Source organism: Spirochaetales bacterium (genome assembly GCA_016930085.1).
Lineage (GTDB): Bacteria > Spirochaetota > Spirochaetia > SZUA-6 > JAFGRV01 > JAFGHO01.
Genome location: JAFGHO010000092.1, coordinates 53,095 through 67,465 on the forward strand (window position 1 = coordinate 53,095; position 14,371 = coordinate 67,465).

Here is a 14,371-nt window from a genome sequence, read left to right on the forward strand (position 1 = left end):
CTTTTATTTTTCTCCGGTATAAAGCGGACTCAATTCATCGTAGAAACGCGGCTCGGTACATCCGGAACAGGGGGCCCCGTTTGCAGTGCAATAATTGACCCCGTCGTTCCATTTTATCAGTGGGCAATCCCCGTATGTCGTGTATCCCTTGCAGCCTTTGTGCAAAAGACAGTAACTTTCTCTTTCCATCGGATTGTTCCAGTCCTCGAGGAATTTATTGGCATTATACCTCGGCCGCCGCGGACAATTATCGTGGATCGTCTCCCGGAAATGCCGTAGCGGACGTTTATACGCATCGAGTGAGATGACCGACCCTTCGAGAAAGTCTGCAACCGTGTCGTAAAACCATAACGGATGACACGGACATCCCGGAAGATTAATCAACGTCTTGCCGATACCGTGTCTGGCGAGGAAAAACGAAACACTTTGTCCCCCGGTAACACCGGCACGGGGGATTCCGCCGTAGGATGCACAGGCACCGATCGCGATAATGACAACCGCTTTCTGTGCGGCCCGTATAAAGGTTTCCTCCACGCTTTTACCGCCGACCATGCAGAACCTGGCGTCAAAGGCTGGAATGGAACCTTCGACCACAAGGACATACCCTCCTTCTTCTATCGCCGCTTCAAGCGCCGATTCGGCAACGACACCTTCGGCCGCCATTACCGTTTCATGGTACCTGACCGCGACCGTATCGAGAAGGAACGGCCGTATGTCGGGGGAAAGGCATGAAAGAACTGATTCCGTACAGCCGGCACAATCCTGTGCTTCAAGCCATACCACAGCAGGTTTTTTGGAAAGCGCCGGCGGGAAGAAATGCGATCCCCTTGCCCTTGGGGAAAGCCCCAACGCGGCAATGCCGCCGGAAACCATCTTGATAAACTGCCGGCGGGTGATTGTGTGAAATTTCATTTTTACTACTCCCTTCCATTTTTTTTACCTTTCGGGACACAATACCCCAATATGTCAATGATTTACGCAGGGAAGCGGGTCGCGGTTTCAAAAAACTTCAAATCCGCACGAATACGACAATTGTCGTACGCCGGCCGGAAACAACGGCTGAAAAAGGAAACCGTCTCCTCCCATTAATGAGGGAAAACGACGGTATCAGGATTGCATATCGCGGCACCATACAGCGTGCGATCAACAAAATGTCCGAACAGAATTATTATTATAATATCGATATACTCGGCACGAAAAAGGAATGGAGAAGCAAATACGTTTCCGAAACGTACTGGACGACGGAAAGGGTTCAGGTTTCCAAAACGAGATCGGTTCAAAAATATGTTCCGGTCACAAAAACCCGCCAGGTCTATGATTCGTTTACCAAAACCTGGACGACGGAATTCTACACCGATTACGAATGGCAGACGCAGATGGAAACCTATTGGGATTTGGAAGACAGGAGTATGCTGAAAACCCGGTGGGTATGGAAAGACGTTTCCGTTACAATCGTCGATATTCCCGAATACGATATTTATTTGTCCCAGCTCGATGACGGCAACAAGATAGCCGTCTATAAAATAGAAGAGGATGGTCAAACCGCCTGTTATTTTCAAAATGTCAGTTATCTCACTTCACGGGAAACCGAAGAAAGTATCTGGGGCAGCAAGGAAATCAAACTGATATTCATCGATACCGATTCCAATGGGATTTTCTTCGAAGACAATGACGCGATGCTCTTCAATACATGGAATCCGTACGCCGAAGATTCAAAATATCAGAATATCACCGCGTTTATGGATAACTACCGGTACAGGATGTCAGATTCGGAAAAAGAGGCTTTTCTCACATTCAACACTCCCGATGATTATCATTCTCTTGTTATACGGAACGCGAATACCGCCTATATCGATACGGATAAAACGGGAACGATCAATATCGACAATGTCGATCCCTCGATGACAATCCTCATCAATGGCAAAGAATACCCGATGGCAAAATCATGATTTACCAGTAAAATCGAATACGGCATATTCCATCCGGTGATACGCTACAGGGGTTTCATCGATTTCGAACAAACCTTTACCATCGATGATTCGCATCCCGTTTGCAGCATCACCTACAGTCAGACGGAACCGGCGGGAGTATGTCTTGTCGAGAATCATAATTTTAGAAAATGGAAACTATCATTTACGGACTCAAGCGGTCATGTCGTCACTTTTTTCAACACGAATACCGTTTCCCTGAAACCCGGGGCATACAGTGTCAACTTTTCCGCGGACGGCAACTGTTTCATCAACGAGATACGGATAGACAAAGGGAAGACAATCGTTTACGATTTCACCCGCAATTCGATTTACGAACGGAAAAATTGAGTGGAAAGACATGGAAGTATCAATGATAGGGCTTGATAAAATAAAGCAATACAGTTAATGTAACAACATCATTATATGCTGGATTTCTTGAAAATCCACGGAAACCGAAAGGAATAAGGATGATAACGGTCGGTATATTCGGCGGATCGGGCTATATGGGCGGGGAAGCGGTCCGCGTCCTCCTCGAACACCCCGAAGCGGAAATCGCCTGGATCACCAGCAGGGGTGAGAAGCCGGTCGAATATTTTCACCGGAATCTGGCAGGCAAAGGGCTGCGGTTTATCAAACCGGATGAGACCACACAATGTGATGTCGTCTTTGCCGCATTGCCTTCCGGCCATATCATGATAATGGCTGAAAGATTACTCGGTGAGGGAACGAAAATCATCGACCTCGGCGCCGATTTCCGTTTGAAAAACAGATCCGACTGGGAAAGGAAATACGGCAAAAAACACGCCTGCTGGTATCTGGTCGAAGAAGCGGTGTACGGTATCACGGAACTGCATAAGGAAGAAATTCGGAATGCACGCCTCATCGCCAATCCGGGATGCTATGCTTCGGCGTCAATCCTCGCGCTGGCCCCCCTGGTGAAGCACGGGGTGATCGATACCCGGCGTATCGTTGTCGACGGATTGTCGGGGACGACCGGTTTTGGCGCGGAACCGGACGTTCCCTCCCACCATCCCGAAATCGCGAACAACATCGTTCCCTATAATGTCGTCGACCACCGGCACACCTACGAAATCGAACAGGAACTGCAACACCTCTCCGCAGACCCCGTTACCATACACTTCACCTCATCATATGTCCCGATTACACGGGGGATCCTCTCGATCTGTCACTGTTTTCCAAAAACATCCGTTTCCCGCAAAGCATTAATCGGGATGTATGAAGCCTTTTATAACGAAGAGCCCTTTGTCACCATCCTCGATCTGCCAAAAGAAGAAAATGCGGCATGGCAATACCTGCCCTATCCATGGGTGGCCGCGGTTTCCGGATCGAATTACTGCCACATTGGTCTCGATATCGACGAAAAGCGGGGAAGGATCGTGGTCTTCAGCGTCCTGGACAGTATCGGTAAAGGCGGCGCCCAGGTCGGGGTCCAGAACATGAACATCATGTTCGGTTTGCCCGAGGAAACAGGGCTGAGGAGAGCAGGACTGCATCCATATTGACGGGATTTCGCTTCCGGCCATGGATAAAAGCCGATGTCCGCTATAAACCTCTTGCCTCACGTCGAGTTTTTTGGTATATCTTTTTATCTTCAATTTCCGGAAAAACAGGAGAAAAGCGATATGCGAATAGGACTCATCGGTCTTGAAAAAAGCGGGAAGACGACTATCTACAATGCCCTTACAAAACGGGAGATGAATACCGATCTCTTTGGAGGGCAACAGGATGAACCGAACATCGCGGTCATCGATGTACTCGATCCCCGTATCGAGGTTCTCTCTATGATGTACGAACCGAAAAAAACCGTGTATGCGACCATCGAGGTCATTGACTTTGCAGGCGTCACATCAGGAAGCGGGAAAACCGGGCTGTTTACGCCCGTTGCGATGAACATGATCAAACAGAGTGACGCACTCGCCCTTGTTGTCCGGAACTTCCGGGACGAGGCGGTCACCGGCGCTTTCGGCCCCCCATCCCCGCTTGACGATATCGGGACGGTCATGACCGAACTCGTTCTCTCCGACCTCGTTATCGCCGAGCGGCGGCTCGAACGTATCGAATCGGAATATAAAAAGGGAAAGAAAACCCCGGAACTCCAGTCGGAGGAAAAAACGGTGCGGAAGGTATACGAGGCACTCATTACGGGCTCATCCGTCCGGAACATCTCCCTCACAGCGGAGGAGCTGAAACGCCTGAGCGGTTTTCAATTCCTCTCGATCAAGCCGATCCTGGTCATTCTCAATTCGGACGAAGACAATTACGGAAAAAACTCATCCCTGCTCGCCTCGATACATGAGACCTATGAAGCCGTCGAGTTTGCCGGAAAGTTCGAGATGGAACTCGGCCACCTCGATGCCGGTGAAGCCGGGGCTTTCATGGAAGATATCGGCATCACAGAATCCGCCCGTGCGCGCCTCACCACCGCCGCCTTCGACATTCTGGGCTGCATCAGTTTCTTTACCGTGGGAAAGGACGAGGTGAGGGCGTGGACAATACACAAAAGCGACAACGCGGCAGCGGCCGCGGGGGCCATTCATTCCGACCTTGCCAGGGGATTCATCCGCGCCGAATGCTTTACCTTCGACGATATCACCTCGTGCGGTTCGGAAAAGGGGGTGAAGGAAAAGGGGCTACTCCGGCTCGAAGGGAAAAACTATCTGGTACAGGACGGTGACATCCTGAGTATCCGCTACAGTGTGTAGGGGCGAAAGACCGCGGTCAAACATCAATGTCTTTCCCCCAATCCATGCCGACCGCATAAGCTATTATGGTTTCAAACACCTCATATGAAAATCGTCTGCATTGGATACCATACCCGGACAGTATTTCCGATGTATTGGTATGATCGAAAATTCGCTCGTCCTGCATATACGGTCCGTAAATCCTGATGTAATTATCGAAAAGAACCTCCAGTGCATTTCTTTCGACTTTCGTTTTATTGTCGATATCGACAACTTCGATTCCCGAAAAATGAAAATATTTCCTTACGAAGGAAACAAGTTCCCGTAATGTCCGGGATCGTGAATCGACGATATGGAAGATTCCTCCTTTGTCGGCATCAAGTATGATCGTTGCCACCGCATCGGCAAAAAAATCGATGGGAATAATATTGATACGGCCCGTTTCCCTGCCGATGATACGCAGGGGAAGAAAAAGAGTCCCGTCTGATTCCTTTTTTACTCCAATCTCACCTGCCCTCGTCCCTCCATGTTCGGCAATATCGGCTTCATACATATTTCCTAGAAAACAGAGGGCTTTTATGGGAAAATAAAGGGCATTAAAACGGAGGCATTTTCCGGTACGGGAATGTCCATAGACGATCGATGGCCTGAAAATATTCAATGGTATATGATAGTGTCCGCAGAAATCAGTGACAATGTGTTCTCCCCTGCATTTGCTTTCTTCATATACATTATTGAAACGGCCCGGCGCATGCAGTTTTTCAGGCACTCTGCCATTATGACATCCGGCTGAATAGGCAGTACTGATATGGTGAAAAAAATCGACCTGCGCAATTCGGGCATATTCGAGAATGCGGTTCAGGCTGAAGACATTCGTTTTGAAAACCCCTTCACGTTTCCTCTCTGAAAATGATGTATCGGCCGCGCAGTGGATAATCTGATCCGTTTCCCGAGCCAGCGAGTGATAATGATTACCCGTCAATCCGAAACACGGCTGATCCAGCCAGCCTTCCACGACGCGGTATTGCAAGGCGGTACTGTTTGCAAGGTTATGGAAGCGCAATAACGATTCGAAGCGTTTAAAAGCCGATTTTCTGCCGGAAGGACGGATCAAAACGATGACCCGATATCCCCGTTGCAGCAGTTCAGCACATAAAAACCCGCCTAAAAAACCCGTCGCACCGGTCAAAAAAAAAGTTTTTTTCTTTTTGTCTGTTCCCTTATGAAACATTACGTTGTTCACCATTCCCGGGATCAGGTATATAAAAGGTTTTCGGATCTGCAAAACCCCTGATACAAGGTGTATTTAATCCATTTCAATCCTTTGTAACGTCCACTGAAGTCTTCGATCATTGCCGCAACCTCACCGATCGATGCACGCATTTTTTCGATTTCATGCTCATCGGTATGATCGATGTAATAATCATACTCGAACACTCCCCGTTTTCCTTGATCGATGGGAGTCAAAAAACCAAAATCGGCCTTGATATCATGTTTATCCGCGATACGCTTGAATTGCTTATCAAGATCAAAAATGATGATGGGATCGGCAAGCGGAACATACAGAATAAAGGCCACAACGTGTTTGTATCTGCCCATCCGGGAACTAAGTATACGGAACATGTTCAACCAGACCAGGTCCGTCATTGCTTCATTTTTATAGACTTCGGTAAAGAATTCCCTCATATCTTCATCAAAAGCCCCGGCCAATACGTCGGGTGACGGCCTGATGGCCGCTTCGAGCAACGGATATAACTCTTTTTTAGCAATAATCTCAAAAGGATATGCATCATCATCAAAATCCTTGAGGATATCAAGCCATCCGCTTGAGGCTATATTCGGAAATCCGAGAAACAGCGTCCTGAAAAGCCTGTTATCGATAACGGGAACACCCATTTTAATCACTGATTCGATACACCAGGAGTCTCCGATAACAAGGACGAGATATTGTATCCCAACGTTCTTGCTGAATACTTCTTTCATCGTGGAAGCGAGGCCGGCTGTCGGTGCCATAAATGTGGAGATATATTCGCCGCCGAGGATACCGGCCGCGGATCCCATTCTCCGAATTGCCAGATCACGTATAAACGTTATCGCGGTGATAAAATCCGGAAAAGGTATTAGTATTCCCTTTTCATCTTCGAGCAACGGATACAACTTGATACTCACGCCGGTACATATCCCGGAAAGCGGTTTTTCTTCCTTATTATATGAAAACAAATTAGGCGCATCAATCTGGTTTAAATTGAAGCGACTTCCGTCCGGGCCGACGAATCTCGCGTTGATATAATTATCGGCAGAAATACCGTATGAATGTGAAAAGAGGGAAAATATTCCGGAACACATGAGATTTGCGGCGATCATCGCCGACGGTTCGGCCGTGTTTACCCTGAATCCTCTTTTCACCGCTTCACGCTGGACGTTAAAGGCGGTGACGCCGGGCTCGACATGGACGCAGAAATTTTCTTCATCAAACTCGATGTTCTGCATGCGGTTGACATCAATGACGACTCCCTTACTCATCACAAACCCCATGACACTGCCGCCATTGCCGCGGACGGTGTAGGGTACGTTATTATCCGCGCAGTATCGTACTATCAGGCTGATTTCCTCTTCGGTACCGGGAAGCACGACATGGCTGGGGAAAACGGGCTGTGACAGGGGGCAAGGATCATTTGCGTACGTACAAAGAATGGCGGGATCGTTCGAGGCGTTTTTACCACCGACAATATTCCGCAAGGCATCGAGTACATCATCGGATGCAACAGACACGGGCTTTTCATTCCGGCTTTTAAACGCAGCGACATACTCCTTGAGTGCTTTCATGACCACAACCGGCCGTAATTCAGTGATAAAACAGCACTGTCTGTCACATATACCGCAAAGCGTACATGTATCGGCGATATCGATAAGCCCGGCGGTGACCGGTATCCGTCCTGCGGCAATATACGTATACAAATCCATACGGCCTTGCGGATAAAAGGAAACAAAGGCACCACCCGCAGCCGACGGACATAATCCGGTGCCAAGGTAATCGATTTTGCACATCGCATAATGCCTGCACTGTGAAGCAATCATCGCCGCTTCTTTATTTATCATTCATATTCCTCCTGATTAAATCCTCCATCACCCGTCTTTTTTACTCCGTATACGGTTCTAAATATCTTTATTGAAATTTTTCAAAGTACGTATTGACGATACTATTCAATATATTTGCATATGATATGGAAAAAATGATACTAACACGCGGACCCAGTCTACACGAAGATTACCTTAAAGTCAAATGAAACAAGCACATTATCTTTCGTTCGGCATCATTCACCGCTTTAAATCTTTCCTGATCGATCCGTCGGGGAGCATGTTATCGGGATGATACTCCCCCCGTTCCTCGTATTTCTTTCTCACACAGGAAGGATTCGACACCCAACAGTAGCCGGCTACCCATTTTTCTTCGAGAAGGCCGCGTTCGTAAAAGTATTTCATCGGACAGACATGATACCATCTGCAGAGTTTACCTGTTTTTTCCATCCCTTGATCTTACTGTTAATGAAAACCATTGGCAAGTGTTGACATCGATACCATTCACCGCTACAATGCATTCCATCACCATGGTACTGAAAGGAGTATGATATGCCTGATTTCGGAAACCCGTTTTCGGGATTGGCGAACAGCAGAAAGCTGACGGAACAGGAGCTGATACGCGCAATACGCTTTATGATCGCAGCCGAATACGAGGCGATCCAGCTTTATATGCAGCTCGCCGAATCGACCGACAACAAACTGGCGCAGGAAGTATTAAAGGATATTGCCGATGAAGAACGGGTCCACGCCGGGGAATTCCTGCGGCTTTTGAAAGAACTGGCGCCCGATGAAGAGAAATTTTATGCGGAAGGCGCAGAGGAAGTGGAAGAGGAAATCGAAAAACAACGGGGGTAGCGACGTGAGGAAACCATAAGCATGCCCTTATATGAAAGCATGGAAACCTTCGAAAAATCCAAAACTCGAAGTACGGCAGGTTTTTTACCGGATAAATGAATTATCGAATAATGTATCTTGACGCTTCTTCCTCCTTCAGGTTATGCTGCACGTTACATGAAACGAATCGTTTTGCAAAACATCGTTCGATTGCTGTGGTGCGTAGCGGCTGTCTTTCTTGCATCATGTGCAATGAACCGGGATCTGGTCATTCGGATCGGCCCTATGGAGCGTTTATATTCTGATTCGGAGCTTCCTTTCTATTTCGATTCGTCGATGGCGACCGTCAGGCAGGATAAATCCCGCATGTTTTTTTTTCATACATCGGGACTCAAAACCTATAAATTTTCCGGCACCCCCGACGCACCGTTATCGAACCTCGTGTGGGTGAAAAACAATACCGATTTCATGGACCGCAACGGTCTGCTCGGTGAGTTCCCCGGCGTCAATTTCTGGATTCAGAATATCTTCATTATCCCCGGCAGGGGCTGGCTCAGTTTCAGCCATATCGAGAAATTTACGGGCTCAGGCGGTTATGACGGAACGGAGCAGTACTCGATCGGCATCCTTTATTCGGACGATGAGGGGGAAACCTGGACCTTCTGCGGCGAGATTATCAAGCCATTCATTCATACGAGCGATGCGGGCAATGCCGGCGGGGTGCCGGTCCTGGTTGTGGGTAAATACTTTTACGTCTATTACAATGAGCATACCGGATCGAATGGCGTCGCGGTCGCCCGTGCGCCGGTAAGCGACGTCATCAAAGCGGCAGTCAAACACAAGGTCGTTCCCTGGGTGAAGTACAACAACGGGTCCTGGTCGGAAAACGCCCTGACGGGAACCGGTTCTTTCGTCATGCCCTATGCGGATTCGCATACGGATGCAGCGGCTTCAAAATATCGCGGTGTGTACTTCTACCTCGCCCCCATGAACGGTTCGTTACGTCTTTTCAGTTCGAAAGACGGCATTGAATGGTGGGAGAAAGCCATCATCGATCAGGCATGGAATACCTGGTTTGTCTTTGGAATGTTCGCGAGCCTCGAAAGCGATGCCTCTGCTGACTGCATGACAGTGGGTAACAACTTCTCTATCATATGGCCGCGCAAAAACTCAACCGATTTCTTCATCGATACCCTGTACCGGCGTAAAGTCACTGTAACAATGGAATGACTTCCATGATAATTGCCCCGGATCGCTCACATGCAGTATGATGAATCCGGGATTGCCGGCCGGCAATTCCCTTACTGCACTACCGGCCAACGGCATGCAATCAGGTCTGGAAATGTTGTTCGATATCGATGACTTCTCCGGTGACGACATCGATATACATGTCCCACATTCCGCCAGCGATCGAAACCTGCCAGCAATAGCGGTATTGGAGAGATTCCTCTGTTTCATAGGGTATAATATACTTCACCGAGGGCACTTCCGTTATATCTTCCGCCGTGACGCTGTATTCCACCGGTTCACCTGCAACATTGTAGTACGTGATGACCCGGCCGACGGATAATTCCATGGCTTTTTGCGGAGTGATTTTCTCTACCGGGGGGATGACGATATCGAAGGGATAATAATAGTACTCGATGCAGAAGGCCTTCTGCGTGCCTTCGACGATGATAGTGGTTTCCCTGGCCGGAATACCGTTATTGACGGTACCATACTGTTCGTAGGAATCAAACCGGAATTCGACGGTCCAGTAGGAAGATCTATTGATAATCCTGTAATTATCGAGCAGGGCGTCGGTAAAAATATTGGTGAAGGTTATGTTCCTCATCAAAGCATTCGCCGCAGCCTCGAGAATTGCTTCTTCGTCGTTGAGAGGAGTGTTTTTCGGAACCTGCTCCAGGGGCACATAATGGTATTCAAGAAAACCAAATGGCCCCACGGTACCGTAAAAATCCGCGCCATTAATCCGTTCAAAATCCTGTTGAAGCGCTTTTTGTTCATCGCTTGTAAGGCGCATAATAGTCGTGGGATAATTGTCACCTTCGCATCCGGGAAGATCATCGATAACCCCCACGTAGTAGCGGGCAATCTGAAGGGCATCGACAATATTTACAGTCTGATTGCAGTCCACATCAGCCACCACGAGGTTCTTCAACACGTTGTCGGGATTGACATAATACATGGCAACCTGCAAGGCATCGACGATATCCACAGTACCGCTTTCATTGACATCCCCCACAAGGACATTTCCCTGGGCATGTAGGATACATCCGAATAAAAACAGAAATAACAACAAATACAGGGTTTTCCCTTTCATTTTATTTACTCCTTTTTTTATTGATAATAACCGGAATTGAATATTCAAACAATCGTCTTCCACTATCGTCATTAATATGAGTCATTATACACTATATTTGGAAAAAATGCACTCATTAATCGTGTTTCGGCGTTTTTAGTACCAGACCGTCAATGTGAATGAATATTCCGAAATCGACGATGATTTTACTGTAAATGCAATTTTTTATCCTTTTTTTTGCAAGCATATAAATAAGTACCATGTAACATTAATGTGAAGTAATCGACAGTAAATACACTAAGGAGATATAATCATGAAATATACGATTACCGTCATTGCCCTGTTACTGGCCCCGTGCGTGATCTTTTCACAGAGTTTTGCCCTGGGTGACGCGAACCACAGCGGGACAATCGATATCGTCGACGCCCTGATAACGGCCCAATATTATGTCGACCTGAATCCGTCCAATTTTTATATCGAACAGGCGGATGTCGATTGCGCGAACGGGATTACCATCGTGGATTCCCTCCTGATCGCACGGTATTATGTGGGACTTATCTCCGAGTTCCCCTGCGAACAGGCGACACCGGAACCGACGCCGGATTACGGAACCCCCGCACCGGTTGAAGCATCCGGACTTCCGACCCCATTGACCGGCGGCGTTCCCAGACCGGCGGGTAATCCGGGAAACCTCGTTGTCCTTGACTGGGCCGGTTTCAAGGGTGCGGTTTCCTATACCTTCGACGACGCGAACTCCTCCCAGATCAACAACTACCAGACATTGAACTCACTCGATGTTCCGTTTACCTTCTATCTCTGGACCGGGAAAAGCGAGGCATCGAACACCATCTGGGCACAGGCGGTCGCAGACGGCCACGAACTCGGCAACCACACGCAAAGCCATCAAAGCAATGCGTCGGCTTCCGATGTGGATGCGGCGACAACCTTCATCCGGCAGAAGTTCGGCGTCATCCCGTATACGATGGCGGCCCCGTACGGCGATACCAGCTACGTGAGTGTCGCCGAAACACGGTTTCTCTTAAACCGCGGAGTGAGCGGCGGTTCGATAGGTCCGAATGACGGCTCGAATCCCTTCAATCTTCCCTGCCATATTCCGGCGCAGGGCGCCCAAGCCGGCGCCCTCAACAGTCCGGTCGATTCGGCACGCAGCGCCGGAAAATGGCAGATCTACTGCATTCACGGATTTACGGGAGGTAATGACGGCGCTTATCAGCCCTTTGATCTTGATCAGTTTACAAGCAGCGTCAATCACGCAAAATCCCTGGGCGACATGTGGATCGACACGGCCCTCAATATCGGGGCGTACTGGCGGGCGCAACAAATGCTTTCTTCGGTATCTCCGGTAACATCGGGAAGCGAGATGATGTGGCAATGGACACTCCCGAATCATTTCCCGCCCGGAAAATACCTCCGGGTGAAGGTGGACGGCGGGACGATTATCCAGAACGGGAGCCCGCTTGTCTGGGACGATCACGGTTATTACGAGATCAGTCTTGACGCGGGATCGCTTACCCTCTCGCGTTAGGCAAATTATTTTGTTATATTATATTGAGCCTGCCCGGCTTTGTAAGACCGGCAGCGTATTGGCAGTACAGTGCCGATAAAACTATACAGTAAGGAGTATATGAGATGAAGAAAATCATCATTTTTCTGTTCCCGGTAGTAGCCTTGGTGTTTTCTTCCTGTGTTTCACAGAAAGAAACGGTCGTCAAGGAAACAAAAACCGGTGCGGAAGGGACGAAACTGTGCGCGCTTACCTTTGACGATGGTCCGGATGTGAATAAAACACCCCTTGTTCTTGACAAACTTGAAAAGTACGGGGTTGTCGCTTCGTTTTTTGTGGTCGGACAGCGTATTAATGACTCAACCAAACCGGTGCTGCAACGTGCCGTTGCCATGGGGTGTGAAATCAACAACCATTCGTGGGCTTATGATAGCTTGAATTCGAAGACGCCGGAACAGATAAAGGAATCGATCGATAAAACGACCGCCGCGATTGAAAAATATACCGGAACCTCCCCCCATTTTTTCCGTCCGCCGAATCTCGCGGTCAGTAAAACGATGTACGATACTATCGACCTGCCCTTTGCGAGCGGCGTACTCGGTTATGACTGGGCCGGCCAGAATACATCCGCCGAAGACCGGGCGCAGAAAGTACTGAGCGGGATGAGGGACGGGGCGATCATCCTCCTGCACGATGTCCAGCCCAATCCGCATCCGACGCCGGAAGCACTCGACATACTTATCCCGGAACTGAAAAAACAGGGGTATGAATTCGTCACCTTAAGCGAACTTTTCAAGCGCAAGGGCGTGACCCCGGCCGCACATGACGGAAAGATGTGGGTGTTCGTGAATTAAACATAATGTTACGCAAACGGATAAAAAAGGCCGATGGCGGTGTGTGTCATCGGCCTTTTTTTTATTAATTAAAATCAGGAGGTTTTGAGTATGAGTAATTATTATCTGGTCCTCGGCATTGACAAGGATGTCTACCGGCTTTATTGTAAACGATATCATCCTGATCCGGCCTCACAAGAGGAGAAAAAAATTCCTCAAAATCCAGGAAGCTTACGATACATTATCCGATTCGGAAAAATAAGGGAATATGACCTGAGCCTGGAACAACCGGCGTTCCATTGTACTCCATGTTCCACGGCAGGTTTCATCGGGGGCAACCAGGACGAATATCTAATCTATTATAAAGATAACGGTGCCTCCGGGACAGTGAGTAAAATTGCTTATGTTAGGCAAGTCTTCATTGCGGATATACTTTTTATTCTTCAATTTCAAAAAATCTATTCTTTACAAGGACAATGATAGATGGTAAAAGTTAATTAATTTTAACTAAAGACGTTTTTTTTAAGGGAACCTGGCATAAAGGATTAATGTTCAAAGTCAAAATACCGTTTTCGTACTCAGCATGTATGTTTTTTGCATCGACCTCGCATTGAAAATAAAACTCATTGATATAATCCGTATCATCCTTATGAGCAATGAGTCTGAGAGCATCTTTTATCACCTTCAGATGGATATTTTCTTTTTTGACGCCAGGGATTTTATATACCAGTCTTATTACATCATCGTTTTCTTCCTCAGAACAATTAAAATCACAGCCTATGGCAGGATATACCAAAACCCTTTTTTTGAGTATTCCTTTATCTGTCATAATAAACCTCCATAGATAGTATATTAATAGATGTATCATTTACTCTAATTGGCATGCAATAGAGATATGGAATAGGGTTCGAATAAAAAATAAAACTGTGATTTTTATTTGTTATCCAGGTGAAAGTCAATAAACCGAATAAAATGGTTGCCCATCATCGGATGTAAGGCTTCACCAATCCCGACTAACACATCAATGCAGGCTTCTTCCAGAGTAAAAATCCACCTGCAAATTCCCTTCTCCGAACGGCGGTGGCATTGCTACCAAAACATACCGGGAAATTCAAAGGCATAGC

At 47.8% G+C, this 14,371-nt stretch carries 15 protein-coding genes; 9 read left to right on the forward strand and 6 right to left on the reverse strand.

Annotated elements, in window-relative coordinates; genetic code table 11:
* Positions 1-3: 3 nt before the first annotated feature.
* On the reverse strand, positions 4-912 hold the full coding sequence (locus tag JW881_15860; protein MBN1698994.1) for a hydrogenase small subunit: 909 nt from the start codon (positions 910-912) through the stop codon (positions 4-6).
* Here JW881_15860 and JW881_15865 point away from each other — a divergent pair.
* The 4 genes from JW881_15865 (at position 897) to ychF (ending at position 4,693) form a co-directional block, all read left to right on the forward strand.
* The gene (locus JW881_15865) at positions 897-1,949 is read left to right on the forward strand and encodes a hypothetical protein (GenBank protein MBN1698995.1); all 1,053 of its coding nucleotides are present in this window, start codon (positions 897-899) and stop codon (positions 1,947-1,949) included. The genes JW881_15860 and JW881_15865 overlap by 16 nt on opposite strands.
* A gap of 36 nt (positions 1,950-1,985) precedes the next feature.
* Positions 1,986-2,318 (forward strand): hypothetical protein, encoded by a 333-nt coding sequence (locus tag JW881_15870; GenBank protein MBN1698996.1) that lies wholly within the window; start codon positions 1,986-1,988, stop codon positions 2,316-2,318.
* A 119-nt stretch (positions 2,319-2,437) separates the two neighbouring features.
* Entirely contained in the window at positions 2,438-3,493 is a 1,056-nt protein-coding gene (gene argC / locus JW881_15875; protein MBN1698997.1) for an N-acetyl-gamma-glutamyl-phosphate reductase, read from the forward strand.
* A gap of 120 nt (positions 3,494-3,613) precedes the next feature.
* Complete coding sequence (ychF, locus tag JW881_15880) at positions 3,614-4,693, forward strand: redox-regulated ATPase YchF (GenBank protein MBN1698998.1); 1,080 nt, start codon at positions 3,614-3,616, stop codon at positions 4,691-4,693.
* Positions 4,694-4,709: 16 nt separating this feature from the next.
* Here ychF and JW881_15885 read toward each other — a convergent pair whose 3' ends face one another.
* The 3 genes from JW881_15885 to JW881_15895 form a co-directional block, all read right to left on the reverse strand.
* The gene (locus JW881_15885; protein ID MBN1698999.1) at positions 4,710-5,903 is read right to left on the reverse strand and encodes an SDR family oxidoreductase; all 1,194 of its coding nucleotides are present in this window, start codon (positions 5,901-5,903) and stop codon (positions 4,710-4,712) included.
* A gap of 23 nt (positions 5,904-5,926) precedes the next feature.
* A complete protein-coding gene (locus tag JW881_15890) occupies positions 5,927-7,771 on the reverse strand; it encodes an FAD-binding oxidoreductase (protein ID MBN1699000.1) in 1,845 nt (614 codons plus the stop codon).
* Positions 7,772-7,990: 219 nt separating this feature from the next.
* Positions 7,991-8,200, reverse strand: a complete 210-nt coding sequence (locus JW881_15895) for a hypothetical protein (protein ID MBN1699001.1) — start codon at positions 8,198-8,200, stop codon at positions 7,991-7,993.
* Between the two features lie 102 nt (positions 8,201-8,302).
* Between JW881_15895 and JW881_15900 the strand changes: the two genes are divergently transcribed.
* Together JW881_15900 and JW881_15905 are read left to right on the forward strand one after the other, a co-directional pair.
* Positions 8,303-8,608, forward strand: a complete 306-nt coding sequence (locus JW881_15900) for a rubrerythrin (protein MBN1699002.1) — start codon at positions 8,303-8,305, stop codon at positions 8,606-8,608.
* A gap of 156 nt (positions 8,609-8,764) precedes the next feature.
* A complete protein-coding gene (locus JW881_15905) occupies positions 8,765-9,817 on the forward strand; it encodes a hypothetical protein (GenBank protein ID MBN1699003.1) in 1,053 nt (350 codons plus the stop codon).
* 100 nt (positions 9,818-9,917) lie between these two features.
* Here the strand turns inward: JW881_15905 and JW881_15910 are convergent, their stop codons facing one another.
* Complete coding sequence (locus JW881_15910; protein MBN1699004.1) at positions 9,918-10,910, reverse strand: dockerin type I repeat-containing protein; 993 nt, start codon at positions 10,908-10,910, stop codon at positions 9,918-9,920.
* A 292-nt stretch (positions 10,911-11,202) separates the two neighbouring features.
* Between JW881_15910 and JW881_15915 the strand changes: the two genes are divergently transcribed.
* From JW881_15915 to JW881_15925, 3 genes are all read left to right on the forward strand, one after another.
* The gene (locus JW881_15915; GenBank protein ID MBN1699005.1) at positions 11,203-12,435 is read left to right on the forward strand and encodes a polysaccharide deacetylase family protein; all 1,233 of its coding nucleotides are present in this window, start codon (positions 11,203-11,205) and stop codon (positions 12,433-12,435) included.
* A 104-nt stretch (positions 12,436-12,539) separates the two neighbouring features.
* On the forward strand, positions 12,540-13,268 hold the full coding sequence (locus JW881_15920) for a polysaccharide deacetylase family protein (GenBank protein ID MBN1699006.1): 729 nt from the start codon (positions 12,540-12,542) through the stop codon (positions 13,266-13,268).
* A 90-nt stretch (positions 13,269-13,358) separates the two neighbouring features.
* Positions 13,359-13,727: a hypothetical protein gene (locus JW881_15925; protein ID MBN1699007.1), complete on the forward strand. Its 369-nt coding sequence runs from the start codon at positions 13,359-13,361 to the stop codon at positions 13,725-13,727.
* 13 nt (positions 13,728-13,740) lie between these two features.
* Here the strand turns inward: JW881_15925 and JW881_15930 are convergent, their stop codons facing one another.
* Positions 13,741-14,076, reverse strand: coding sequence for an Hsp20/alpha crystallin family protein (locus JW881_15930; GenBank protein ID MBN1699008.1), 336 nt, complete (start codon positions 14,074-14,076; stop codon positions 13,741-13,743).
* Positions 14,077-14,371 lie beyond the last annotated feature (295 nt).

Bases quoted from the DNA above. Each gene is read 5' to 3' on its own strand.
- JW881_15860 (MBN1698994.1), bottom strand. From the start codon at position 912: ATGAAATTTCACACAATCACCCGCCGGCAGTTTATCAAGATGGTTTCC.
- argC (MBN1698997.1), top strand. From the start codon at position 2,438: ATGATAACGGTCGGTATATTCGGCGGATCGGGCTATATGGGCGGGGAA.
- ychF (MBN1698998.1), top strand. From the start codon at position 3,614: ATGCGAATAGGACTCATCGGTCTTGAAAAAAGCGGGAAGACGACTATC.
- JW881_15885 (MBN1698999.1), bottom strand. From the start codon at position 5,903: ATGTTTCATAAGGGAACAGACAAAAAGAAAAAAACTTTTTTTTTGACC.
- JW881_15890 (MBN1699000.1), bottom strand. From the start codon at position 7,771: ATGATAAATAAAGAAGCGGCGATGATTGCTTCACAGTGCAGGCATTAT.
- JW881_15895 (MBN1699001.1), bottom strand. From the start codon at position 8,200: ATGGAAAAAACAGGTAAACTCTGCAGATGGTATCATGTCTGTCCGATG.
- JW881_15900 (MBN1699002.1), top strand. From the start codon at position 8,303: ATGCCTGATTTCGGAAACCCGTTTTCGGGATTGGCGAACAGCAGAAAG.
- JW881_15905 (MBN1699003.1), top strand. From the start codon at position 8,765: ATGAAACGAATCGTTTTGCAAAACATCGTTCGATTGCTGTGGTGCGTA.
- JW881_15910 (MBN1699004.1), bottom strand. From the start codon at position 10,910: ATGAAAGGGAAAACCCTGTATTTGTTGTTATTTCTGTTTTTATTCGGA.
- JW881_15915 (MBN1699005.1), top strand. From the start codon at position 11,203: ATGAAATATACGATTACCGTCATTGCCCTGTTACTGGCCCCGTGCGTG.
- JW881_15920 (MBN1699006.1), top strand. From the start codon at position 12,540: ATGAAGAAAATCATCATTTTTCTGTTCCCGGTAGTAGCCTTGGTGTTT.
- JW881_15925 (MBN1699007.1), top strand. From the start codon at position 13,359: ATGAGTAATTATTATCTGGTCCTCGGCATTGACAAGGATGTCTACCGG.
- JW881_15930 (MBN1699008.1), bottom strand. From the start codon at position 14,076: ATGACAGATAAAGGAATACTCAAAAAAAGGGTTTTGGTATATCCTGCC.